The 23,905-nt window shown below is 48.0% G+C and carries 21 protein-coding genes; 3 read left to right on the top strand and 18 right to left on the bottom strand.

What is annotated here, in order from left to right; genetic code table 11:
* Positions 1-30 precede the first annotated feature (30 nt).
* The 7 genes from murD to mraZ all read right to left on the bottom strand — a co-directional run bounded on the left by murD (position 31) and on the right by mraZ (position 8,284).
* Positions 31-1,371: a UDP-N-acetylmuramoyl-L-alanine--D-glutamate ligase gene (gene murD / locus ACH3Y6_RS14135; protein ID WP_490836273.1), complete on the bottom strand. Its 1,341-nt coding sequence runs from the start codon at positions 1,369-1,371 to the stop codon at positions 31-33.
* A gap of 3 nt (positions 1,372-1,374) precedes the next feature.
* Complete coding sequence (mraY, locus tag ACH3Y6_RS14130) at positions 1,375-2,685, bottom strand: phospho-N-acetylmuramoyl-pentapeptide-transferase (RefSeq protein WP_490836272.1); 1,311 nt, start codon at positions 2,683-2,685, stop codon at positions 1,375-1,377.
* A 66-nt stretch (positions 2,686-2,751) separates the two neighbouring features.
* Positions 2,752-4,215: a UDP-N-acetylmuramoyl-L-alanyl-D-glutamate--2,6-diaminopimelate ligase gene (locus ACH3Y6_RS14125; RefSeq protein WP_490836271.1), complete on the bottom strand. Its 1,464-nt coding sequence runs from the start codon at positions 4,213-4,215 to the stop codon at positions 2,752-2,754.
* Positions 4,216-4,260: 45 nt separating this feature from the next.
* Entirely contained in the window at positions 4,261-6,369 is a 2,109-nt protein-coding gene (locus ACH3Y6_RS14120) for a penicillin-binding protein (RefSeq protein ID WP_490836270.1), read from the bottom strand.
* A gap of 26 nt (positions 6,370-6,395) precedes the next feature.
* Positions 6,396-6,722, bottom strand: a complete 327-nt coding sequence (locus ACH3Y6_RS14115; RefSeq protein ID WP_490836269.1) for an FtsL-like putative cell division protein — start codon at positions 6,720-6,722, stop codon at positions 6,396-6,398.
* A gap of 91 nt (positions 6,723-6,813) precedes the next feature.
* Positions 6,814-7,713 (bottom strand): 16S rRNA (cytosine(1402)-N(4))-methyltransferase RsmH, encoded by a 900-nt coding sequence (gene rsmH, locus ACH3Y6_RS14110; RefSeq protein ID WP_490836268.1) that lies wholly within the window; start codon positions 7,711-7,713, stop codon positions 6,814-6,816.
* A gap of 121 nt (positions 7,714-7,834) precedes the next feature.
* Complete coding sequence (mraZ, locus tag ACH3Y6_RS14105; protein ID WP_490836267.1) at positions 7,835-8,284, bottom strand: division/cell wall cluster transcriptional repressor MraZ; 450 nt, start codon at positions 8,282-8,284, stop codon at positions 7,835-7,837.
* A 609-nt stretch (positions 8,285-8,893) separates the two neighbouring features.
* On the opposite strand from mraZ, the gene ACH3Y6_RS14100 reads away from it, so the two are divergent.
* Positions 8,894-10,120 carry an S-adenosylmethionine:tRNA ribosyltransferase-isomerase gene (locus tag ACH3Y6_RS14100; RefSeq protein WP_490836266.1) on the top strand — a complete coding sequence of 409 codons (1,227 nt, stop codon included), beginning with the start codon at positions 8,894-8,896 and terminating at the stop codon, positions 10,118-10,120.
* Between the two features lie 8 nt (positions 10,121-10,128).
* Here ACH3Y6_RS14100 and ACH3Y6_RS14095 read toward each other — a convergent pair whose 3' ends face one another.
* Positions 10,129-11,460, bottom strand: coding sequence for a sensor histidine kinase (locus tag ACH3Y6_RS14095; protein WP_490836265.1), 1,332 nt, complete (start codon positions 11,458-11,460; stop codon positions 10,129-10,131).
* Positions 11,461-11,568: 108 nt separating this feature from the next.
* Between ACH3Y6_RS14095 and ACH3Y6_RS14090 the strand changes: the two genes are divergently transcribed.
* On the top strand, positions 11,569-12,120 hold the full coding sequence (locus ACH3Y6_RS14090; protein ID WP_490836264.1) for a YqgE/AlgH family protein: 552 nt from the start codon (positions 11,569-11,571) through the stop codon (positions 12,118-12,120).
* Between the two features lie 143 nt (positions 12,121-12,263).
* Here the strand turns inward: ACH3Y6_RS14090 and atpC are convergent, their stop codons facing one another.
* From atpC to ACH3Y6_RS14065, 5 genes are all read right to left on the bottom strand, one after another.
* Positions 12,264-12,515, bottom strand: a complete 252-nt coding sequence (gene atpC / locus ACH3Y6_RS14085) for an ATP synthase F1 subunit epsilon (RefSeq protein ID WP_490836263.1) — start codon at positions 12,513-12,515, stop codon at positions 12,264-12,266.
* A 104-nt stretch (positions 12,516-12,619) separates the two neighbouring features.
* The gene (gene atpD, locus ACH3Y6_RS14080) at positions 12,620-14,122 is read right to left on the bottom strand and encodes a F0F1 ATP synthase subunit beta (RefSeq protein ID WP_490836262.1); all 1,503 of its coding nucleotides are present in this window, start codon (positions 14,120-14,122) and stop codon (positions 12,620-12,622) included.
* 250 nt (positions 14,123-14,372) lie between these two features.
* The gene (locus ACH3Y6_RS14075; RefSeq protein ID WP_490836261.1) at positions 14,373-14,729 is read right to left on the bottom strand and encodes a hypothetical protein; all 357 of its coding nucleotides are present in this window, start codon (positions 14,727-14,729) and stop codon (positions 14,373-14,375) included.
* Entirely contained in the window at positions 14,722-15,084 is a 363-nt protein-coding gene (locus ACH3Y6_RS14070) for a phage holin family protein (protein WP_490836260.1), read from the bottom strand. The genes ACH3Y6_RS14075 and ACH3Y6_RS14070 overlap by 8 nt, the downstream gene beginning before the upstream one ends.
* A 10-nt stretch (positions 15,085-15,094) precedes the next feature.
* Positions 15,095-15,343 carry a YtxH domain-containing protein gene (locus ACH3Y6_RS14065; protein WP_490836259.1) on the bottom strand — a complete coding sequence of 83 codons (249 nt, stop codon included), beginning with the start codon at positions 15,341-15,343 and terminating at the stop codon, positions 15,095-15,097.
* 148 nt (positions 15,344-15,491) lie between these two features.
* Here ACH3Y6_RS14065 and ACH3Y6_RS14060 point away from each other — a divergent pair, with 148 nt between their 5' ends.
* On the top strand, positions 15,492-16,595 hold the full coding sequence (locus ACH3Y6_RS14060) for an AI-2E family transporter (RefSeq protein WP_490836258.1): 1,104 nt from the start codon (positions 15,492-15,494) through the stop codon (positions 16,593-16,595).
* A gap of 265 nt (positions 16,596-16,860) precedes the next feature.
* Here the strand turns inward: ACH3Y6_RS14060 and ACH3Y6_RS14055 are convergent, their stop codons facing one another.
* The 5 genes from ACH3Y6_RS14055 to ACH3Y6_RS14035 form a co-directional block, all read right to left on the bottom strand.
* The gene (locus ACH3Y6_RS14055) at positions 16,861-17,568 is read right to left on the bottom strand and encodes an MIP/aquaporin family protein (RefSeq protein WP_490836257.1); all 708 of its coding nucleotides are present in this window, start codon (positions 17,566-17,568) and stop codon (positions 16,861-16,863) included.
* A gap of 497 nt (positions 17,569-18,065) precedes the next feature.
* Positions 18,066-19,592, bottom strand: a complete 1,527-nt coding sequence (locus tag ACH3Y6_RS14050; protein ID WP_490836256.1) for a glycerol-3-phosphate dehydrogenase/oxidase — start codon at positions 19,590-19,592, stop codon at positions 18,066-18,068.
* A 75-nt stretch (positions 19,593-19,667) separates the two neighbouring features.
* On the bottom strand, positions 19,668-20,618 hold the full coding sequence (locus ACH3Y6_RS14045; RefSeq protein WP_490836255.1) for a class I SAM-dependent methyltransferase: 951 nt from the start codon (positions 20,616-20,618) through the stop codon (positions 19,668-19,670).
* A 66-nt stretch (positions 20,619-20,684) separates the two neighbouring features.
* The gene (gene glpK / locus ACH3Y6_RS14040; RefSeq protein ID WP_490836254.1) at positions 20,685-22,175 is read right to left on the bottom strand and encodes a glycerol kinase GlpK; all 1,491 of its coding nucleotides are present in this window, start codon (positions 22,173-22,175) and stop codon (positions 20,685-20,687) included.
* Between the two features lie 324 nt (positions 22,176-22,499).
* Positions 22,500-23,858, bottom strand: coding sequence for a murein hydrolase activator EnvC family protein (locus ACH3Y6_RS14035; RefSeq protein ID WP_490836253.1), 1,359 nt, complete (start codon positions 23,856-23,858; stop codon positions 22,500-22,502).
* Between the last annotated feature and the right edge of the window lie 47 nt (positions 23,859-23,905).

Here is a 23,905-nt window from a genome sequence, read left to right as displayed (position 1 = left end):
GTTCTTGCCTCATACCACAGACCTGCCTATTTACAATTCTTTTACTGCATCTTTAAACTGACGGCCCCTGTCCTCATAATTTTTGAAGAGGTCAAAACTGGCACAGGCCGGACTTAACAGAACCACATCACCTTTAGCTGACAATTTAAAGGAAGCATTCACCGCCTTCTTGGCCGAATCGGTCTCTACGATCGTTGGCACAATATCTTTGAAAGCCTCTATGATCTTTTTATTGTCCACTCCCATACATACTATGGCTTTCACCTTCTCTTTTACGAGGTCGGCGATAAGACTGTAGTCGTTTCCCTTATCGGTACCACCCAATACCAATATGGTCGGCTTGTTCATACTTTCCAGGGCAAACCAGGTACTGTTCACGTTGGTTGCCTTACTGTCGTTAATAAATTCAACTCCCCTTACCATGGCCACAAACTCCATACGATGCTCAAGGCTGTGAAAGTTCTTTACTGCCTCGCGGATCTTCTCTTTGCGGATGCCGAGCGTAGCGGCTGCGATTCCTGCTGCCATAGTGTTGTAGTTGTTGTGTTTACCTTTCAGAGCAAAGTCATAGATACTCATGCTTACTCTTTCTTCCTGGATTCTCAGCATCATCTGGTCGCCCTTGATGTAGCCGCCTTTTTTTACTTCTTGTTTCATAGAGAATGGTAATGGGTTAGTATGAATGGTTAGTAATGGGATTTTTTGCATGATCACTTCATCATCCAGACAATAGATGAAATGATCTTTTTCTGTTTGGTTATTGATGATCCTGAACTTACTGTTGATATAGTTCTCGAACTTGTACTCATACCTGTCGAGATGGTCTTCGGTAATATTCAGTAACACCGCTATGTCTGCCCGGAACTCTTTGATATCGTCCAACTGAAAAGAGCTCACTTCCACCACGTAGACCTCTTTGGGATCGAGTGCCACCTGTTTGGCAAACGAGATCCCGATATTGCCCACCATGGCACAATCCAAACCGGCTGTTCGGCAGATATGGTAGGTGAGTGCCGTAGTGGTGCTTTTTCCATTGCTGCCCGTGATGGCAACAATCTTACTATCACCCTTGAAACGGTACGCCAGCTCTATCTCACTGATCACCGGTATACCTTTGGCCCTGATCTGTTTCACCATCTCGTTCTTCTCAGGAATACCCGGACTTTTCATCACTTCATCTGCCGACAGTATCTTTTCAGCTGTATGCTGTCCTTCTTCAAATGCAATTCCATTATCAAAGAGCTCTTGTTTGTAGGATGTTTTCAGCTGGCCACCATCGCTCAGGAATACATCGTAACCTTGTTTTTTTCCCAGGATAGCTGCACCGATGCCGCTTTCTCCTCCGCCCAGTATCACCAGTTTATGCGCCATCTTTTACCTCATTTTCAGTGTTACAATGGACAGTACCACACAGATGATGGTAATGATCCAGAACCGCACTGCTATTTTACTTTCGTGAAATCCCTTTTTCTGGTAGTGATGATGCAGGGGACTCATCAGGAACACCCTTTTCCCTTCACCATATTTTTTCTTGGTATACTTGAAATAGCTCACCTGGATGATCACGCTCAGGTTCTCGATCAGGAACACACCGCAGAAAATTGGGATCAATAATTCTTTACGAACAATAATGGCAAGCGAAGCGATGATACCGCCCAAAGCCAAACTGCCGGTATCGCCCATGAAAACCTGCGCCGGAAAGGCATTGTACCATAAGAACCCGATGCAGGCTCCCACAAATGCACCCACAAAAATGGATAACTCACCCAGATTGGGGATATACATTACATCAAAGTAGTCTGCGAAAATGTAGTTACCGCTCACATAGACGAACACCCCGATACCCGCACCAATGATCGCACTCACACCGGCTGCCAGTCCGTCCAGCCCATCCGTTAAATTGGCTCCGTTCGAAACGGCCGTTACGATAAAGGTTACTATCAGGATATACACCACCCAGGTATACTTCTCCGCACCCGGACCGATCCAACTGATCAGTTTGCTATAGTTGAACTGGTGGTTCTTTACAAAAGGGATTGTTGTAATGGGGGTTTTCACTTTCACGAACTTCTTTTCAATACCGTTCAGCTTCCTCACAACAATGTTGGAATCCTTTGCCAGGCGCTCCCCCTGCTGCAGTTGTGCCTGCGGACTGGTGATCACTTCCCTCTCAACGGTCACTGCATTACTGAAATAAAGGGTCAAACCAATGATAACACCGAGACCGATCTGCCCGATGATCTTTGAGATACCGGCCAATCCATCACTGTCTTTCTTTTTATAGGCTTCCCCTCTTTCCTGGGCAGCTTTCCTGGCTCTGATCTTGAAGAGGTCATCCAGGAATCCGATCACACCCAGCCATACAGTGCAGAGTATCATCAGGCGGATGTATACTTTATCCAGGTTGGCAAACAGCAGTGTGGGTATCAGGATACTAAGCAGGATGATGATGCCACCCATGGTAGGTGTACCTTTTTTCTGCGCCTGCCCTTCCAGTCCCAGGTCGCGTACACTTTCACCGATCTGTTTTCTTTTCAGCAGCAGGATGATCCGTTTACCATACACTGTTGCCAGCAGCAATGACAAAATCACAGCCATCGCAATACGGAATGTAAGGAACTGGAACATGCCCGTACCCGGAAGGTGAAACTCTTTGTTAAGCCAGCTGAATAAGTAGTATAGCATAGTTAAAGTTGTTAGTGTTAGCTGTGGCTGTGCACATTGTCTGCCAGCCATCACCTGTCATCTATTTCACTTTCCTAATAATTCAAACATTTCTTTTAAAATCTCCTTGTCATCAAAAGGATGTTTCACCCCGTTGATATCCTGGTATTTTTCGTGTCCCTTCCCCGCCACCAGGATGATATCATCCCGGTTGGCAAAACTCACCGCCGTTTTAATGGCTTCCTTCCTGTCTGTTATCGAGATATATTTTCTTTTGGCAGAACTGCTCAATCCTGTTTCCATATCGCGCAGTATCTGTGCCGGATCTTCTGTCCGGGGGTTATCGCTGGTCAGTATCACCCTGTCACTCAGGTCACAGGCAGTTTGCGCCATGATGGGGCGTTTTGTTTTGTCCCTGTCGCCCCCACAACCCACAACAGTGATGATCTGCTCATGCCCTTTGCGTAATTTTTTTATGGTCATCAGCACATTCTCCAGTGCATCGGGCGTATGTGCATAATCCACGATACCGATGATCAGTCCACTGCTGATGCTATAATCAAATCTTCCTTCAGCACCACTGAGCAGGCTGAGTGCCGTTAATACCTGTTCGCTCTCTTCACCCAGACAAACAGCTGCACCGTAGACCGCCAGCAGGTTATAGGCATTGAACTCGCCGATCAGCCGGAAATGCACTTCCTTATCATTTACCAGCATCACAAGGCCGGTCAACGCGTTCTCCAGGATCTTTCCTTTGAAAGCTGCTACCGTTTTCAGGCTGTACAGGTATTTTTTGGCATGTGTATTCTGCAGCATCACTTCACCCCTTTTATCATCGGCATTCGAGATCGCAAAAGCAGTAGAAGGCAGATGATCGAAGAAACTTTTCTTCACACGGATATACTCATCGAAGGTTTTGTGATAATCCAAATGATCATGGGTAATATTGCTGAACAACGCCCCGGTGAACTGCAAGCCCGTAATTCGGTGCTGGTGTATGGCATGACTGCTGCATTCCATGAACACATGGGTACAGCCCTCATCCAGCATCTGTTTCAACAATGCATTCAGGCTGACCGCATCCGGTGTGGTATGCGTGGCCGGGATGATGGTCTCCCCTATCTGGTTCTGCACGGTGCTCACCAATCCACAACGGTAACCCAGCTTGGTAAACAACTTAAACAAGACCGTTGCGATCGTGGTTTTACCATTGGTTCCGGTAACGCCCACCAATTTTATTTTGGCGGAAGGTTCTCCATAGAACTGGTGTGCCATATACGCAACAGCTTCATTGGTATTATTCACCTGCAGGTAGGTAACACCTTCTGTAATCAAAGCAGGCATTTCCTCACAAACGATCGCTGCAGCACCGAGCGATATGGCTTTATCGATGAACTGATGCCCATCAGACTGCACGCCGCGGATCGCCACAAACACATTACCGGGAAGCACTTTCCGCGAATCGATCTGTATGCCGTTCACTTCAATACCCGTAGCCCCCTGAACCTGCTTCAGGTGCACTTTGTATAATATGTCTTTAAGTATCGCCATTATTTTATGCCGGACCATTTGTGTCCTGCAATTATTTTATCGTTATCAATTCAATGCAACATTCACCAACTGCCCTTTCACCACTGGCTGACCGGGCAGGATCGACTGTTCGGCCACTTTACCTCTTCCCCTCGCATTCACTTTCAAGCCCATGTTCTCACAGAGAAACACCACATCTTTCAGTCCCATACCCTTTAACTGGGGCATGATGTTTTTATCAACCGTTTTTTTATTCAGTACCACCACCGCATCTTTTCCTTTCATATCGATCCATTCATCCGTCCTGGTTGTGGAATCGGAATAGGATAACCTCAGTTTTTGTGACAGGTACGCGATATCTTTCTTATTACCGGCATAGTTGAATGCACTACTGTCCTTTTTCGCCTGCGCTATAACTGTATTGGCCTGCCTGATATAAGTACTGTACAAACGGTCAGCGATCTCTTTAAAAACAGGTCCCGCAACTGCAGCACCATAATATACCGGTGCATGTGCTTTGTTCTTGATGATCACCACACAGGTATACTGAGGGTTCTCTGCAGGAAAATAACCGGCAAAGGAAGACTGGTAGATCTTATCGGCATACCCCCTGTTACCGTCTGCCACGAGTGCTGTACCGGTTTTGCCAGCCACCTTATAAGGAGAACCTTTGAACAGCTCTTTCGCGGTTCCGGAAATACAAACCCCTTCGAGACAGGCTTTCAACTGTTGTAAGGTCTGGCTGCTGCAAACACTTTCATCGATCAGTTTCGGGCCAAACTCCTGTAACAGGATGCCTTCTTCTTTTACCGCGCTCACCAGGTAAGGACGCATGATCTTGCCATTATTGGCAATCGCATTGTACAATACGGTTGTCTGCAGCGGACTTACCGACAGGTTATAACCAAAAGCCATCCAGGGTAACGTGGTAGGCCCCCAGAATTTACCGCCAGGCCTATAGATCACCGGTTTTCTTTCACCGGAGAGATCAACACCGGTAAGCGTATCCATCCGCATTTTCTTCAGGTGCTTCAGAAACTGGTTCGGGTTGGAAGAATAATGCTGTGCTGCCATCTTGGCCATCGCCACATTGGAACTCAACTCGAACGCATGTTGTACGGTCACATCATTTTCTTTATGCACTTCAGAATCATATACCGTCTGACCCGCGATCTTCCAGGCGCCATGTTCCAGGGTGATCATCTGATTCAGCGATACTTTCTTGTCTTCCAGCAAGGCCAGCATGGTAGCCAGCTTAAAGGTTGATCCGGGTTCTGTAGGACTGATCGCGTAATTGAAATCTTCCCAGTAGCTTCCGTCGCTCCTTTTTCCAAGGTTGGCAATAGCTTTGATCTTTCCGGTCTTCACTTCCATCACAATTGCACAACCGGTCTGGGCCTCATTCTTCATCATCATCTTCATCAGGGCGTTCTCCGTTACATCCTGAATGAACACATCGATCGTACTCACAATATCTTTACCAGTTTCAGGTTCTATCTCATAAGTATCATCAACAGGAACATTCACCCCTCCTGCGATCCTTCTTACGAACTGTTTTCCGTTCCTGCCCCTCAGTATCGAATCGTAGGTCATTTCAAGTCCGACTTTATTGGAGTCCCGCGCCAGACCGATCGTCCTGAATGCCAACATCTGGTAAGGATTCAACCTGATGGTCTTTTCCTGCGCTATCAACCCGCTTTTATATCTACCCAGCTTGAACAGCGGAAAATGCCGCAATTGCTCGTACTCACGGAAAGAGATCTTTTTCTTCAGCGGAAAATATCCTTCTTCATTTTTATATCCTTCCCTAAGCAAGGCCTTGTACTCTCCGGCCGACATATCCTTGAACAGTCCTGCCAGGCTCTCACTCAAAGAGTCCAGGTTCTCGCGAAACAACCGGCCATTCTTTTCACGCAAAGCATCCACCCTGAAATCGATGTACAGATCGAACTGGGGGATACTGGTACTCAGCATCTGCCCGTCTTCACTGTAAATGGTTCCCCGCTCCGCTTCTATTTCATCCAGCTTCTGGTGCAGGCTATCACTCATGCTGCGCCAGTGGCTTCCCTGCACCTGTTGTATATAGATGGCTTTCCCGAAAATGGCCACACAGGCAAGCACCACCAGTATGTAACTGAGGTAAACTCTCCAGAGTATGTCGCGTTTTACGTCCACCTTTTATTGAATAGTTAAGTTTCGTTTTAAGGTTTTTCAGTTTGTAACCGGCGGGGCATATCCTTACTCACTTTCAATCCCAACGGCTCCGTCGATTTTACGATCTGCCCCTCTTCGCTCCTGAACATCACTTCGCTTTTCAGCGTCTTGTATTCATACTGCAGATCCTTCAGTTCAGATGTTGTACTGTTGATCTTACGTATGGTCTTATCTGCCCTATGCCCATTGGCGATATACAGGATCGTTAACACAGATAAGAACAGGAAGAACGGAATGTTCTTCACGATCCACTGGTAGTTAAACAAACCTTTCAGCGGATTCTTTGTGGTCTTATCGGTCAATGATTCGGACACTTTCTGTTAATTGGTTTATTGACGATCAGTTGCAAGTCTATTGGCATCCGGCCTTGTTACACAGGCTCCATCCACCAACACACCCGGCTCTTTATATTTTCTCCGCAATCCTCAGTTTTGCGCTGCGGCTCCTGGTATTCCTTTTCAACTCTTCCTCTGAAGCCGTTACCGGTTTTCGGGTAACGATCCTGAACACTTCTTCCTTAACCACAGGCAATAAGGGGTTATCAGGTGTTTCGTCGAAACTACCCTGGCGGAAGAAATTCTTCACTACCCTGTCTTCTATAGAATGGAAGGTGATGATGGCAACACGGCCACCGGGTTTCAGCACAGCAGGAACCTGCTGCAGCATGTCTTTCAAAGCACCCATTTCGTCGTTCACCTCAATTCGCAAAGCCTGGAACACCTGGGCTAAGTACTTATTAGGATTTCCCTTCACCACGGGACTGATCAACGCCTTGAACTGCTCAACGGTCTCGAATTGCAGGTGCTTGCGCTCATGCACGATATGTTTCGCCAGCGTTTTGGAGTTGGTGACTTCGCCATATTGCTCAAACAGTTTATGCAACTGTTGCTCACTATAGGTCTTGATGATATCAGCGGCCGTAGCGCCCTGCCTCCTGTCCATCCGCATATCCAGTGGTCCGGAAAAACGGATAGAGAAGCCGCGCTCGCCTTCATCGAACTGGTGACTGCTGACGCCGAGATCGGCCAGTATACCATCCACCTGCGTGATCTTGTGCAAACGAAGCATCCGCTGCAGGTGCCGGAAATTCTGTGCTACAAAGATGACACGGTCATCCTCCGGCAGATTTCGCTGCGCATCCGCATCCTGGTCAAAAGCGATCAGTTTCCCTTTAGCACTCAGCTGTTCCAGAATCCCCTTACTATGACCACCACCGCCAAATGTGCAATCCACATACACACCATCGGGTTGAATGGCCAAACCGGCAAGGGTTTCATGGTATAATACAGGTATGTGATAATTCATTGAATTTGACAATTTGAAAATTTGATCCCGCCACCGGCGGGATGAAAACGAATGAAGCTGAGACCGGTAAAATTTGATCGTCGAGCTGGTCGCATTCTCAAATTTTCACATTGTCTCATTTTCAAATTTTTTCAGTCATCACTTCCTGCGCCAGGTTACTAAAGGCCTCGGGTGAAAAATCCTCAAAGAGCTGTTTGTACTTACTAGCATCCCAGATCTCGAATCGGTCCAATGCGGCGGCAAGAACAATATCCTTGCCTAAGCCGGCAAATTCCCTCAGTGTTTGGGGAAGCAACATACGGCCGGCAGAATCCAGCTCTATTTCCGTTGCCCCGCCCAGAAACTGGCGGCGAAATTGACGTACCTTGGGGTCGAAATCATTCAACTGGCTGATCTTGGCAATAATCAATTCCCAACTTTTGATCGGATACAACGTGAGACATTTTTCAAAACCACGGCTGAGGATGAAACGTCCCTCCCCTTCAGGCAACTGTTTTTTCAGTCCGCCCGGAATCAGGAAGCGACCTTTCGCGTCAACCGTTGCTTCATATTCTCCGTGAAATCCGTTCATTTGGGTATAAATATTTTCAAGTTTACCACTTGTTGACACAAAATAACACCTTTTCCCACTTTTATCTCCATTTTGGGGCATTTGTATTTATCCACACAACAGATTGACCTGTAATGCAATGCAGCAAAGCGTTTGAAGCGATTTTTCGAATCCTATTCTTTAATGACTGTGAATTACTGTGGATAACCAGTGAATACAGGAGATCGAACTGTGAATTATGGGTGATCCTGATCTATATCTACCTAAAAATCAATCATATCGGCATGAAGGACTTTTTCAGGCAAAGTCAGTCGGAGAAGCCTTTTCAGGAAGGTAGAGATGTCCTTTTTTTGATTCCGGAAGGCTTTTTATGACTTTATGCAGGGATGAACCCATGGGAGTGGTAAAAAGTGGTAATGCGGGCGGATAGTACCCAGGACCTATCGATGAGACTTTATATTTCCCAGGCTGGAAGCCTGGAGATAGGCGTCACTCGGCGGAGCCGAGCGACTGCTCCGATGCATTTGCCTGCAGGATTGCCCCGATTAATGGCACCTGAATTTGAACAGTTGCTTTAGCTTCGCGCTGATCATCCAGCAATCATAACAAAAATCATAAGCATCCGCGATCATGCACCCCCAGGAACTTTCCATCAAAGATTTCAGTTACGAATTACCGGACCATCGCATTGCCAGGTATCCTCTGGCAGAAAGGGATCAGAGCAAATTACTGGTTTACCGCAAGGGTACCATCCAGGAAGACCTGTATGCCAACCTTGCAGATCATCTACCAGCCAATAGCCTGTTGGTATTCAACAATACCAAAGTGGTGGAAGCCCGGTTGCTCTTTGAAAAACCCAATGGCGGTAAGATCGAGATCTTCTGTCTGGAGCCACATGAGTCGTACGGTGATATCACCAGCGCCATGTTGCAAAAAGGAAAGGTACTCTGGAAATGCCTGGTAGGTGGAGCCAAGAAATGGAAAGAGGGATCGCTGATCGCGCAGATAGAAAGATATGATTCAGCCAAGGTTACCCTAAGCGCCCGAAAAGTTGAACAGCTGACAGATGCTTACCTGATTGAATTAAGTTGGGACGATCCCCATCTGAGTTTTGCGGAATTACTGCATATGGCCGGCGTGATACCCCTGCCCCCTTATCTGAACCGACAGGCCGAAGAAGCCGATCAGGAAAGGTACCAGACCATCTATGCCAAACACGATGGCTCTGTGGCCGCACCCACTGCGGGCCTGCATTTCACCGAAAGTCTGTTTGACAAACTATCGAAAAAGAATATCGGTCACGCTTTTATTACCCTGCATGTGGGCGCTGGCACATTCAAACCCGTGAAGAGCGAAACCATGCAACACCATGAAATGCATGCAGAGTTCATTGATGTAACCGCTGCATTCATCCAGACACTGTTACAACAACTGACTGATCCGGTGATCGCTGTGGGAACCACATCACTTCGTACGCTGGAAAGCCTCTATTGGCTGGGGGTAAAAACGCTATTGCATCCTGCCATCCGTCCGGAAGCACTCACTCTTACACAATGGGAAGCTTATTCACTGGCCGAGAAGCATATCAGTACTGCAGATGCATTGAACGCATTGCTTAGCTGGTTGCAGCAGCACCATACAGACAGGCTGATCACACGGACCCAGATCATCATTGCTCCCGGTTATGTGTTCCGGGTGGTAAAAGGACTTGTCACCAATTTTCACCAGCCACAGTCCACCCTGTTGTTATTGGTTGCGGCTATTACCGGAAACAACTGGAGAAAGATCTACCAGTACGCACTGGATCACGATTTCCGTTTCCTGAGTTATGGTGACGGGAGTTTGTTATGGCTATAGCAATGCTGTCAGGCTTTGTCTTCCGGCAATAAGGTCATATCAATGGTAAATGTGGTGCCTTTGCCCAGGGTACTGTCTACCTTGATCTTGCCTTTATGTGCATCGATCACGGTTTTCACATAACTCATACCCAGTCCGAAGCCTTTTACATTATGCAGGTTACCGGTATGTGCCCGGTAGAATTTTTCGAATACCCTTTTTACGGATTCCTTGCTCATACCGATCCCATTGTCTGCCACCCGTATCACAATATGGTTCCTGGTACTGTGTGTCGATATCACAATGCTGAGCTGCTCCTTGGAATATTTGATCGCATTATCGATCAGGTTGGAGAAGAGATTGGTGAAATGTACTTCATCTGCCTTCACCAGGTCGTTCCGGGCATTCAGCAGCAACTGTACGTTTGCCCCTTTCTCCTGTAACTGCAATTGGTAATTGTCCAGCACTGCCTGTATCACCTCATGTACATGCAGTGACGTCAGATTCAGCTGCAGTTCCTGTTTCTCCATGAACGCAGCCTGAAGAATGGTTTCCACATGTTTGTTCATGCGTACATTCTCCTCCTTGATGATATTGCTGAAATATTTCGTTTTCTCTTTATCGTTCTGTACCTTCTCATTACGCAAAGCATCCACCGCCAGCGATATGGTGGCCAGAGGTGTTTTGAACTCATGCGTCATGTTGTTGATGAAATCACTCTTGATCTCACTGAGTTTTTTCTGGTACAGCAAAGACTTTACGGTCACATAGAAAGCTGCTACGATCACCAGCATGAATACAACAGCCCCAAAAATGACCCAACGCAATGCATCCCAGATCTGTTTGTCAAAATCGGGTACCACAATGATCAACATTTCCGGAGTACCGATCTCTAAGTCCTGGTTATTGATCGGGATGATCGGGAAATAACGGCGTTTGTTGTTCAACGTATCAAAATATTCCTGGGAAAAGTTCTTGCTGCCCAGTTCATATTCATCTTCCGCATTGGTCACGGCAAATTCGAATTCCAGTTTTTTCAGGTTGTACCTGTCGAAATTGGCCCGGATCTTTTCCTGCACTTCCTGGGCAGTGAATTTTTCACCGACCAGCGTAGGTTTCAGAAAATGGAAATGCGGGTCTGAGTTAAAGGTCATGCCCCCCCTGCGTGGAAGCCTGAGCATGGGTTTGGAAGTACTGTTGAAGAGTTCATCCGCAACGGTGGCCCCCACCTGCGTATAGTTATTATCGTACTGGTTCCGCGTGGTTTCCAACAGGTTATGGAACCATGAGATCTGAAGCAGGATCAGACCGAAAAGTGAGAGGGAGATCAGTATGACGATAGCGGGGAAAGTTCTCTTCATCCTTACAAATATACTGGGAAGCCGAGATACCTGTTACGGAAGCAGGCGCTTTATCAGGATTTTAACTGCTGTATTTCCCCCGGGAATTGCGTAACTTTCTATCCGATTATGACCGATCTGTCAGTTGGCATATTACTCATCTCGAATCCTTTCCTGAAGGACCCGAACTTTATCCGTTCCGTGATCTTTATCTGCGATTACCGGCAGGATGGAGCTATTGGCTTTGTCATTAACAAGACCTTCGACCATGATATCGGTGACCTGATCGAAGGTGCCGAAGGTATCCGTTTCCCGGTATACGAGGGTGGACCTGTACAGAAAGAGACCCTCCATTTTCTTCACCAGCGCCCGGACCTGATCACCGGCGGTATGGAGATCACCAAGGGCATCTACTGGGGTGGCGACTTTGCCGAAGTACTGAAACTGCTTAGGGAAGACAAACTGAGCAAGACCGATATCCGCTTTTACCTGGGTTACAGCGGCTGGGACCAGGGACAACTGGAAGACGAGCTCAAAGAAAAAAGCTGGATCACCCGGGATACTAACCCCAACCTGGTTTTTACCAAGGACCCCTATCAGCTCTGGCGAACCGCCCTGGAGGAATTAGGCGGCGAATACAAACAGATGGTCAATTATCCGATAGATCCGCAGCTGAATTAATGATAGAATGATAGGATGATAGAATGAGTGAATGGGTGGCGTTTAGAGATACAAAAAAAACGACCCCGATTTCTCGGAGTCGCTAATTTTTTCAACCCTACAAAACATTCTATCATCCTATCATTCTATCATTCATTCATTGATCAGATCGCTTCCGCCCCTTCTACCAGTACGGTGACTTTGTTATTGAGGACTTCTACAAAACCGCTCTGGATGGAGTAACGTTCTGTGTCGTTTTTGGCTTTCAGGATCTTCAGGGTTCCTTTTCCCAGCGCACTTACCAGCGGTGCGTGTTTGTCGAGAACCTCGAACAGACCAGTAATACCGGGCAACATCACACCGTATACTTCGCCGCTATAGAGCTTTTTTTCGGGAGTTAATATTTCTAATGTCATTGGGTCAATTTGAGAATTTGGGAATTTGAAAATTTGAGAGCGTTTCTGATGCGGGATGGTTGTATCCATCATCACATTATCACATCTTCAAATTGTCAAATTGATTATTTCGCTGCTTCCATCATCTTCTTACCCTTCTCGATCGCATCTTCCAGGGTACCTACCAGGTTGAAAGCCGCTTCAGGATATTCATCCACTTCACCGTCCATGATGGCGTTGAATCCGCGGATGGTATCGTTGATGTCTACGAATACGCCTTTCAGACCGGTGAACTGCTCAGCCACGTGGAAAGGCTGACTCAGGAAACGCTGTACCTTACGGGCACGCTGTACGGTCATCTTATCTTCTTCGCTCAGCTCATCCATACCCAGGATGGCGATGATATCCTGTAACTCCTTATAACGCTGGAGGATCAGTTTTACACGGTTGGCACAATCGTAGTGTGCTTCACCCACAATAGCCGGTGTCAGGATCCTGGAAGTGGAATCCAGTGGATCCACCGCAGGGTAGATACCCAGGTCGGCGATCTTACGGCTCAATACCGTGGTAGCATCCAGGTGGGCGAAAGTAGTTGCCGGAGCGGGGTCAGTCAAGTCATCCGCAGGTACGTATACCGCCTGTACGGAGGTAATAGAACCATTTTTGGTAGAAGTGATACGCTCCTGCATCAGACCCATTTCTGTAGCCAGGGTGGGCTGGTAACCTACCGCTGAAGGCATACGTCCCAACAGCGCCGATACCTCAGAACCTGCCTGGGTGAAACGGAAGATGTTATCTACGAAGAACAGGATGTCCTTACCTTTTCCGGTACCATCTCCATCACGGAAATATTCAGCGATGGTCAGACCGCTCAGTGCCACACGTGCACGGGCTCCCGGTGGCTCGTTCATCTGTCCGAATACGAAAGTCGCTTTAGACTCTTTCAGGCCTTCCATGTCCACTTTGCTCAGGTCCCATCCGCCTTCTTCCATGCTGTGTTTGAAAGCATCACCGTATTTCATGATACCCGCTTCGATCATCTCGCGCAACAGGTCATTACCTTCACGGGTACGCTCACCCACACCGGCAAATACTGACAGACCACCGTGGCCTTTTGCGATATTGTTGATCAGCTCCTGGATCAATACGGTCTTACCTACACCCGCACCACCAAACAGACCGATCTTACCACCTTTTGCATAAGGCTCGATCAGGTCAATTACTTTGATACCGGTGAACAATATCTCAGCAGAGGTACTCAGGTTCTCGAACAACGGAGGTTTATTGTGAATAGGACGACCATTCTCTTTGCTCAGTTGTGGCAGACCATCAATCGCATCACCTGTTACGTTGAACAGACGACCGTTGATACCTTCACCGATTGGCATAGCGATGGCTTTACCGGTATCGATCACTTCCATACCACGCACCAGGCCTTCTGTTCCGTCCATCGCAATGGTACGTACACTGTCTTCACCCAGGTGCTGTTGTACTTCCAGTACCAGCTTTTCACCGCTCTCCCTGGTAATTTCCAGGGCGTTATAAATTTCAGGAAGGGTATTATCGTCGGGGAAGTGAACGTCAACTACCGCACCGATAATCTGTTTGATCTTACCTTTCGTAGCCATATCAGGAGATATATTATGGTTTTAAAATGAGCTTTTTTGCGTCGGGAAACCGGGGTTTTCCAACTTGGCGGCAAAGGTAAGGGGATGCACCGTTAATTGAGAAAAAACAAGGGGAAAATTGGAAAAATGTGGGAAAGAAAAGGATTTGCGGGGCATAGGGATGCACAAGTACGCAAAAACCTAAGCTTTCACTCCTTATTTGACTGGCAGAAGGGGTTTCTCGCGGAAGCGCAAAGGCGCGGGATTGGGGTTATTTGCCTTTCCAGAGGCCGAAAAGCAGTTTCAGGGCACCGAAAAGTCCCAGTTTTCTGGCGCCGCCCAGTAAATCCGCTTTCCAGTCGCCGGCACTGGCTGCCTGGTCGCCGGATTTCCGGCTCCGGATCAGCTCAAATGCCCCCTTAGCCAGTTTCCAGGCCCCGGTGGCCAGTTCGCCACCCAGGAACAGTGGAACAACACCCGCGGCTACCGATTTGACTACTTCACCGGGCAGGCTCTGCAAGCGGGTAGCAAGGCCGGTCTCGCGTTCTTTGATCCGAAATGTTGTCTCCTGCATCTCTGCCTGCAAATCGGCCAGTGACCGGATCGTTCTATTCGTCTGATTAAGCATTTTTTTCGGGTGTTTTGTCAAAGAGGGTACGGATCACCCTATCGATCACTCTCGCCTCGATCCGCTTCCGGCCCAGTATGATGGCCACCAGTAACAGGATATACAAACCGGTGATGATGCCAAAACCTGAGAACAGGCTACCGGTAAGCTCTGAAAAATAATAACCGGCCATGATGCTGAGGAACAGCAGCACAAAAAAGGAAAGTAACCCTATCAGCAGGATCGATACCATTAAGGCAATGATCCGGGATATCTTTTCGCCTGCCTGCAGTTTGAGTAACCAGATCCTGTCCTGAACATATCCTTCCAGGTCTTTTTTCGAAGCCGCAAAAAAGCTTTCTGTATTCTCTTCCATTCTTCAGTTTTTAAGCACTGGTTTGCTGGGATTTCTGTTCCAGGTCGTTGATGAATGCCTTGCCTTTTTGCAGCAGGTCGTTCACCGCGGTATCAAACCCATGCAATTTCTCTTTCAGTTCTTCCTGGACTTTATCGGCACCTTCCTGTACGTCGCTCACCAGCTCCTGTCCTTTCTCCGTTTTCAGGAACAATGCCAATGCGGCGCCGGCCACTGCACCCAGCAGCAGACCCGCCATGAATTTTTGATTGTCTGTCATAAGATCAAGTTTATAGGTCGAACAACAGGTGTCCGAAACAGGGGGTAACATGCAGCAAAACTGCTTTCAACATCTGCTATTCTGTGAATGAAATCTAGCGTTTCTTGGTTATCTTCACGATACGATCGGATTTCATTATACAAGTTACATGGAAAACGCGCAAGAACATAAGATTAACCGGTATTTTTTCCTGGCGGGCATCCTTTTGTTCGCCTTGTTTTTACTGTACAGTCTGCTGGAATTCTTTACCGCTTTCCTGGCAGCCATCATGTTCTATGTGCTCAGCAAACATTCAGTAGAATGGCTCATCAAAAAGAAGGGCTGGAACAAATCTGCCGCCGCCGTGCTGGTGATCGTCGTATCGTTCTTCATCATCCTGCTTCCCGTTTCACTGATGGCCGCTCTGCTGTTCAAAAAGGCACAGGCCATCGGTACCGATATACAGACCGTAGTGGTTCAACCCCTGCAACACCTGGATGCGGTGTTACAGGATCATTTCCATGTAAAACTGATCACCGAAAAAAATATCGCCGAAGCGCAGGCTTTCATCACTTCCTTCATCTCATCGCTGCTGAACCAGGGACTGAACCTGCTGGGCACGATCACGATGATGTATTTCTTCCTGTATTTCCTCATCGTAAACATCAACCGCGTGGAAGCGGCCATTGTTTTTTACCTGCCCTTTAACCGGAAAAAAATTGAACTGTTCGGACAGGAATTGAAAGCCCAGACCTTCAGCAATGCCGTGGGAGTACCCCTGGTGGCGCTGGCACAGGGAACGGTGGCCTATTTTTCTTACCTGATCGCCGGACTGGATGAACCGGTTTTCTGGGCTGTATTCACAGGTTTTGCTTCTATCATCCCCATCGTGGGTACGGGACTAATCTGGGTGCCGATGGGCATCTATGTACTGGCCAATGACCAGGTATGGCAGGGTATTTTTCTACTCGCCTGGGGACTGATCATCCTGAGCAGCGTAGACAATGTGGTACGTTTTATACTGGCCCAGAAAATGGCAGACGTACATCCGATCGTAACTGTATTGGGTGTGATCGTGGGTATCCGTTACTTCGGCATTACAGGGCTGATCTTTGGGCCGCTGATCATTTCTTATTTCATCATCCTGTTACGCATCTATTACCTGGAATACCAGAAACCGCATCCCGCAAGGAAAAAGAGAACCCATGTTACGCCGTATTTCAACATGCCTTTCCTGAAGAGCAAAGAAAAACACAGCAACCCGAATCCTTAGCGGTTAACGTGTTGTTATTAAACCCTCTGCGTAAACTCCCTGTTCTCATGTTCTCTGCGGTGAATAACATTCCGAACATTAGCAACCAGGCATTTTTTAAGTTTTTTTCACCGCGGAGAACATGAGAGGCAGAGTTTACGCAGAGGGTCTCCGATTATAGTAGAGGTTAATACAACGCGTTAGATTGTATGCATCATACACCCTACAACAGCGGTCCTTTTAAATTAGGATCATTGTAAATTACCAATAACAAAAATGATAGCACTTAAGCGATCCACCGGTACACAAAAGCAGCGAGTACGGCACCTGCTAAAGGACTCATCACCGGTATCCAGGCATACCACCAGTCGCTCCCGTTTTTATTAGGGATAGGCAACAATGTATGCATGATACGGGGTCCCAGATCACGAGCGGGATTGATGGCATAACCGGTGGTCCCACCAAGACTTAGACCGATACCCAACACCAGCAAAGCTACCGGTAACGCATCCAGTGCCCCCAGCGAACTCTGCGATTTGGTGATGAACAAGACTGCCAGTATGAATACAAAAGTTCCGATAAGCTCGGAAAGGATATTATCGATCGGATTTTTGATGGCAGGACCGGTGCAGAAAACGGCCCTCTTGGCGTCTGCATCTTCGGTAGCGTTAAAATGCTGGCGATACACCAGCCATACGAGGAATGCGCCCAACATGGCACCGAGCAACTGCGCCAACAGGTAAGAAGGCACCAGTGCCCAGTCAAATTTTCCGATAGACGCCAACGCCACGGTTACCGCCGGATTCAAATGTGCTCCGCTCACGGCAGCAGTGGCATATACCGCCACGAATACCGCAATGGCCCAGCCGAAAGTGATGGAGATCAGTCCCCCGTTGTTTCCTTTGGTCTTATTAAGTACCACATTGGCCACTACCCCATCGCCCAGAACAATGAGCAATGCGGTACCGGTCAATTCTGCAACAAATGGCGTCATAGTAACAATCGTTTAGAAGTAAAAGATAGGGAAATTATAAAAGCAACGTATTGCGGTAGTAAAATCGATCATGCTGTTATGTGTGAATCTTTGTCGCTCTGGGTCCGCAATTGTGAAAGCCTTGTTCCTGCCATCATCATCTTGAAGCCATACATTCAGGACGCATAACCGCTAACTGATAGTATACCCTCTATTTACTTTTTTGTCTTGACACAAAAAAAGTAACAAAAAAAGTCAAGGCTCCTGAAAAAAAGCTAAAATTTATTGCATTCCGCTAAAATGAACGAAGTCTAAAGCTCGTCTATTCCGTCACAATTGAGCTGACCTGCCCTTCAGCCAATGAACTAAGCCAGGCATCGTTCATTTCTTACGCTCCATTCCATAAATTTCTTAACGCTTTTTTTCAGATGCCGGGGAAAGCCAATATATCCGGATACCCAGTTGAGTAGTACTGTATCCCATTATGCCCATTCTTTTTTCTGACAGGAGCAAACAAATCACACCAGCAAATACTGCTCTGCCAGTTCAGTGGCCTGCTTCACCTGCTGGTGCACCCAGTTCTCATCCTTATTCAGCTCATGGGCCATGAATGAGGCCACTTGGGGAGCCAGGGCTTTTGCTGCGGCAGCATCGAGGAACAGGATCCGGGTTCTGCGGGCCAGGAGGTCCTCTACTGTCTGGGCCATTTCAAAGCGGATCGCATAACGCAGTTCTGCCCAGGTATAGGGTTGGGTGGGTATGAGTTTCTCACCCATGGCCGGGTCCTCTGTCATGATCCGGGTAAGCCCCTGTTCCCGCCATGCAGGATCTCCTATTTTGAGGTCGCGGGTGATGCATTCCCGCTGGGCAAGACGGGCCACGAATATGGCATTGTTCACGGCGTCTTCAGCCATCTTCCGATAAGTGGTCCATTTGCCACCCGTGACCGTGATCAATCCGCTGGCAGCGATCATCAGCGTATGGTCTCTCGACAAAAGTGCCGTACTACCACCGGAACTTTTGGCTTTTACCAGTGGCCTCAATCCCACAAATACACTTTTCACGTCCTTGCGGGTGATGATCTGCGTACCGTACTGGTTAATATGTTTCAGGATGAACTCAATTTCCTCTTCCAGCGGCCTGGGTTCCATTTCCGCAGTTTCCACGGGCGTATCGGTGGTACCCAACACCACTTCTCCATGCCAGGGCACTGCGAACAATACCCTGCCATCATCCGTTTTCGGGATCATCATCGCATCATTGCCCGGAAAGAATTGTTTGTCCACCACCAGATGAATGCCCTGCGACGGGGAGACCATGTTCTCCCGCTGCTCATCATCCAACTGCAGCAAACTATCTGTAAATACCCCGGTGGCATTGATCACTACCCTGGTGGGTACGGTATAACGGCTGCCTGTCAACACATCTTCCAGCTGTACCCCTGTGATCTTCCCTTTTTCTTTTTCGAAACCGATGGCTTTGCAATAATTCACCAGGCTGGCACCATACCTCATGGCTGTTACGGCCAGGTCGGTACACAAACGGCTATCGTCGAACTGACCATCGTAATATAATATGCCACCTGAAAGGTCCTTTGCCTGAATGGCAGGTAAACGGTCCTTCGTTTCTTTTTTAGAAAGTACCCTTGTCTTGCCAAGCGATAGTTTTCCCGAGAGCAGGTCGTAGATCTTCAAACCCAAGGCATAATAGGTCTTCTCCCACCAACTGAAAGCCGGTACAATGAATGCCTGTACCGAGGTGAGATGCGGAGCATTCCGGAGCAGGTACCCTCTTTCGCGCAGCGCTTCCCTTACCAGTTTGATATTACCTTGCTGCAGGTACCGTACGCCCCCGTGCACCAGTTTGGTGGATCGGCTGGATGTGCCTTTGGCAAAATCGCATTGTTCCACCAGCAAGGTCTTGTATCCGCGGGAGGCAGCATCCAGTGCCGCCCCCAAACCGGTGGCCCCACCACCGATGATCACAATATCCCAGTAATCGTTTTGCGCCTGTTGCAAACGGCTCAGTAAATCCTCCCTATCCATTTTACTTTTTACCATTATCTGTCTTGTGATAAACCTATACAATTTACCGAAACCAGCACCCCTGAAATCAGAAACTCACTTGACTTTACGCATCCAGAATGAAGAAGGTTCATCGTTCTGCGTAAGGGATGTCAGCACCCGGGCTGTATCCTCACAGGCTTCGTGTTTTAAAAAATTAGCCGCATACATGATCTCAAAATGATCATTGAAATACAAAAATGCCTCCAAGAGGTATTGTTCATTCCAGAAACGGAATTCGGTATCCAACCAATCAGATCTGTAATGCCTGGGTGTAAAAATATCATGAACATGAATGATCACACCTTTTTTCAAGCGGGGCAATACGGTGAGGTATTCAAAAAGCACATCTCCCTCCGGCCGTATCACATGTGACGAATCTATGAACAGGATATCGTTCTCTTCCAAAGTTTCAAACAGGTCTGGCGATACCGTTTCTACCTTTTGCCTGATCAATCTGATATCGGGCAGCGTCTCCAGCCATTTGTTTTCGTAAGGTTCAATGCAGGTCATTTTTGTAAGAACACCTTCCTGCCTGTTCTTACGAATGGCTTCATGCGCGACGAGGGTACTGAAACCCGAACCGATCTCAATAATATTCCGGGGTTGTTGATTCCTGATAAGCAAATAATAGAGGTCCCAGTCTCCCGGACCAAAATTGGGGTTCCTCACATAAAAACCTCCGGCCACTGCTGTTTCGGGAAAAATTTTCAGTTCCTCTGAATATTGCAAACGGTTCAACCCCTGCAGTTGTTTTTCCAGAGAAAGAGTAAACTGCAGTTCCCGTTTTTTTCCGCCTTCAAAACCTTTGGGAAGCAGGAAAAGCGGCTCATAATAATGATCCCTGATCGGAAAAACTCCCTGTTTCAGGAACAGGAACCTGCTTAGCGGGAAATATTTGACCCCATATCGCCTGATCATGCGAAACAGGGGAACACTGAGTAACATCAATGGGAACATGCACAAATCCACCAACCGGAAGATCGTTTTTTTGAGTGGCGTGTTCATGATGCTGTTATTTCAAAATTTTGACAAGACTGTAATCAATGACCGTAGGATGGTATGTTGCTTTTTTTAGACGCTCCAACTGATCGTGGTGTTAATGGCACGGGTCCAGCCGGCTGTGAGAGCAGCACGTTCGGCTTCAGGCATTTGTGGGGAGAATACCCGTTCCATCTGCCATTGTTGTTGTATATCCTCGGTGCCACTCCAATAGCCTACGGCCAGGCCGGCCAGGTAGGCCGCACCCAGTGCGGTGGTCTCTACTACAGTAGGGCGTACCACATTGGTATGCAGAATATCGCTCTGGAACTGCATCAGCAGGTTGTTGGCGGTGGCCCCGCCGTCTACCCGCAATTCTTTGATGGCTATACCCGAATCGGCTTCCATGGCTTTTAACACATCCATGGTCTGGTAGGCAATGCTATCCAGGGCTGCCCGGGCAAAATGTGCGCCCGTGGTGCCCCTGGTAATACCCACAATGGTACCACGCGCATGCTGGTTCCAGTAAGGCGCACCCAGTCCGGCAAAAGCCGGCACTACATACACACCTTCGCTGCTGCTGACCTGGGCCGCCAGGCTTTCCACTTCTGAAGAATTGCGGATGATCTTCAGACCATCGCGCAGCCATTGCACCACGGCTCCGGCAATGAACACACTTCCTTCCAGGGCATACTGTGTAACCCCGTTCACTTTCCAGGCAATGGTGGTCAACAGGTTATTGGAAGAGGGGACTGCTTTCTCTCCCGTATTCATCAGCATAAAACAGCCTGTACCATAGGTATTTTTCACCATGCCAGGCTGTGTACACATCTGGCCAAATAAAGCGGCCTGCTGGTCCCCGGCAATCCCTGCAATAGGAACATTGTGTGCCGTCAATACATGCTGCGTATGACCGTATACTTCACTGCTACTCCGCACTTCGGGCAGCATGGTCGCAGGCACATCAAAAAGCTGCAACAGTTCTTCATCCCAGGCCAGGGTATGAATATTGAACAGCATGGTACGCGATGCGTTCGACACATCTGTTGCATGTACCTTACCATTGGTGAGTTTCCACAGTAACCAGCTGTCAACCGTTCCGAAACAAAGTTCTCCTTTTGCCGCCCTGGCGCGCGCGCCTTCCACATGATCCAATATCCATTTCACTTTGGTGGCCGAGAAATATGCATCCACCACGAGGCCCGTTTTCTGTTGGATCATCTTGTCTTTGCCTGCAGCTTTCAATTCGTCACAGAACGAAGCGGTGCGTCGATCCTGCCATACAATGGCATGATGAATGGGCATACCGGTACGCTTATCCCACACCACCGTTGTTTCGCGCTGGTTGGTGATCCCGATAGCAGCAATATGCTGTATGGTCAGTCCCGCCTTGGTAATGGCTTCCGCTGCAACACCCAGCTGGGTGCTCCAGATTTCATTGGCATCATGTTCCACCCATCCCGGCTGTGGAAAGATCTGCGTGAACTCTTTCTGTGCCACTGAAACAATGGCCCCTTTTTTATCAAAGACGATCGCCCGGCTACTGGTGGTTCCCTGATCGAACGACAAAATGTACTGGTTCATAGAAAGCAAGCATTTTGTTGAAGTTAGGGATTTTGAAAGTTGTGGAGAAAAAGAACAGATGAACAGATGAGCAAGGAACAGACGAAAGGAATGGTGAAAATTGAACAGACGAACAAGGAACAGACGAAGTGGAATACATAACCTCCTTCATCGGTTCGCTGGCTCCTTGCTCATCCGTTCATTATTTGTCCTTTTTTTCACCGCAGAGCCGCAGAGATCGGGGAGTTGACGCAGAGGAATTCATGCTACTTCATCATTTCCCTCCATGGCGGGATTCCTTGTTCATCTGTTCCTTGCTCATCTGTTCATCTGTTCATTATTCCCTCATTTCCTCGGCTTCAGCCAATTCTCGGGGTCTTGTTGTACGAGTTTATCGTTCATGATGGAGAACAGGAGTACGCCTTCCCCATCAATAGAGGTTCCGGTGCGGCCCAGGACGGAGCCGGCTTTTACTTCCTGGTCTTTGGATACGGATACGGAGGAAAGATTCTGGTATCCGCAGAAATATTTACCGTGTTGTACCACCAGTACCTGCTGGCCATCTACTTCGCCGGCATACAGTACTTTTCCATCAGCCACAGAACGGACCACAGTGCCGACGGGTAGCGATATTTCGATACCGTCGGTACGACGACTCAATTTGGTTCCGGCAATCCTTTCAATGCCAAAGTGGGCGGTTACCACACCTGTTGATGCCGGCCAGGGCAGACGCCCTTTGTTGTTCTCAAAATTAATCGACATTTCCCTGCCTTCCGGGGTTGACTCAAGCGGGGTATATACCCTGTCGCGCGCGGGAGCTGCTACGCCGGTCACCGGTTCATTGCTCAATGTGGCGGTCGAGGGTTTAGAAGTAGCTGGTTTATTGGCCGCATTGTTATTTTTGGCAGCATCGGCCAGGGCTGCTTTCTTCTGTTCTTCCAGCGCTTTCAGGCGGGCCAGTTCTTTTTTACGGGCATCTTCTATCTCACGGCGGATGATGGCATTAAAAGCCTGCTGTACCCGCTGACGTTGTTTTTCTTTATCGTTGATCTGTCTTGAGATCTCTTTTTCCTTTCCTTTATACTGGGCCACCACCTGGTCCTGTTCCTTTTTATCGGCTTCCAGCACTTTCAGCTGCTGACTCTGTGTTTGCAGCACACCCAGCCTCTCTTTTTTGTTGGAGCTGAGCAGGCTGATCTTGTCCTGCAGCAGTTTGTCCGACTGCATGATGGCATTGGCCTGGGTTTCGCGGTTCTGGCGGTAGCTTTTCAGGTAAGTGATCCGTTTAATGGCATCATTGAAGCTGCTGGCCGAAAACAGGAAGTTCAGGTATTCATAACTGCTCCTGTTCTTGTAGGCGAACACGATACTTTTGGCATATTTCATCTTCAGCGTATCCAGTTCCTTTCGCAAACGGTAGATATCCCGTTCATTGGTGAAGATGGTCTCATCCATCTGTCTTACCTGGCGATTGATACTGTTGATGAGTTCTTCCCGTTTATTGATCTTGCTTTTGATGAGGGCCAGCTGTTTCAAAGAGGTCTTTTTGTTGTTCTGCGTTTCATTGAACATCCGGTTCAGCTCGGCGATCTCTTTCTGGAGCTCCTGTTCTTTTTTCTGCAATTCTTCCCTGGTATTCTGGGCAACCGCACAGACACTCATCGTGATGATCAGAAAGAGTACAAAAAAAAGCCTTGTATACATGTTATCAGGATTTAAAACAGTGAACTCGCCCGTTATAGAACGGCTAA

It is taken from the genome of Sediminibacterium sp. FW305-C-269, from assembly GCF_058231045.1.
The sequence above is the reverse complement of the archived record's forward strand: the minus strand, read 5'-3'. Positions and strand labels throughout refer to the sequence as shown.

Excerpts from the sequence above, each read along its gene's own strand:
- murD (WP_490836273.1), bottom strand. The coding sequence starts at position 1,371 with ATGGCGCATAAACTGGTGATACTGGGCGGAGGAGAAAGCGGCATCGGT.
- mraY (WP_490836272.1), bottom strand. The coding sequence starts at position 2,685 with ATGCTATACTACTTATTCAGCTGGCTTAACAAAGAGTTTCACCTTCCG.
- ACH3Y6_RS14125 (WP_490836271.1), bottom strand. The coding sequence starts at position 4,215 with ATGGCGATACTTAAAGACATATTATACAAAGTGCACCTGAAGCAGGTT.
- rsmH (WP_490836268.1), bottom strand. The coding sequence starts at position 7,713 with ATGAATTATCACATACCTGTATTATACCATGAAACCCTTGCCGGTTTG.
- mraZ (WP_490836267.1), bottom strand. The coding sequence starts at position 8,284 with ATGAACGGATTTCACGGAGAATATGAAGCAACGGTTGACGCGAAAGGT.
- ACH3Y6_RS14100 (WP_490836266.1), top strand. The coding sequence starts at position 8,894 with ATGCACCCCCAGGAACTTTCCATCAAAGATTTCAGTTACGAATTACCG.
- ACH3Y6_RS14095 (WP_490836265.1), bottom strand. The coding sequence starts at position 11,460 with ATGAAGAGAACTTTCCCCGCTATCGTCATACTGATCTCCCTCTCACTT.
- ACH3Y6_RS14090 (WP_490836264.1), top strand. The coding sequence starts at position 11,569 with ATGACCGATCTGTCAGTTGGCATATTACTCATCTCGAATCCTTTCCTG.
- atpC (WP_490836263.1), bottom strand. The coding sequence starts at position 12,515 with ATGACATTAGAAATATTAACTCCCGAAAAAAAGCTCTATAGCGGCGAA.
- atpD (WP_490836262.1), bottom strand. The coding sequence starts at position 14,122 with ATGGCTACGAAAGGTAAGATCAAACAGATTATCGGTGCGGTAGTTGAC.
- ACH3Y6_RS14075 (WP_490836261.1), bottom strand. The coding sequence starts at position 14,729 with ATGCTTAATCAGACGAATAGAACGATCCGGTCACTGGCCGATTTGCAG.
- ACH3Y6_RS14070 (WP_490836260.1), bottom strand. The coding sequence starts at position 15,084 with ATGGAAGAGAATACAGAAAGCTTTTTTGCGGCTTCGAAAAAAGACCTG.
- ACH3Y6_RS14065 (WP_490836259.1), bottom strand. The coding sequence starts at position 15,343 with ATGACAGACAATCAAAAATTCATGGCGGGTCTGCTGCTGGGTGCAGTG.
- ACH3Y6_RS14060 (WP_490836258.1), top strand. The coding sequence starts at position 15,492 with ATGGAAAACGCGCAAGAACATAAGATTAACCGGTATTTTTTCCTGGCG.
- ACH3Y6_RS14055 (WP_490836257.1), bottom strand. The coding sequence starts at position 17,568 with ATGACGCCATTTGTTGCAGAATTGACCGGTACCGCATTGCTCATTGTT.
- ACH3Y6_RS14050 (WP_490836256.1), bottom strand. The coding sequence starts at position 19,592 with ATGGATAGGGAGGATTTACTGAGCCGTTTGCAACAGGCGCAAAACGAT.
- ACH3Y6_RS14045 (WP_490836255.1), bottom strand. The coding sequence starts at position 20,618 with ATGAACACGCCACTCAAAAAAACGATCTTCCGGTTGGTGGATTTGTGC.
- glpK (WP_490836254.1), bottom strand. The coding sequence starts at position 22,175 with ATGAACCAGTACATTTTGTCGTTCGATCAGGGAACCACCAGTAGCCGG.
- ACH3Y6_RS14035 (WP_490836253.1), bottom strand. The coding sequence starts at position 23,858 with ATGTATACAAGGCTTTTTTTTGTACTCTTTCTGATCATCACGATGAGT.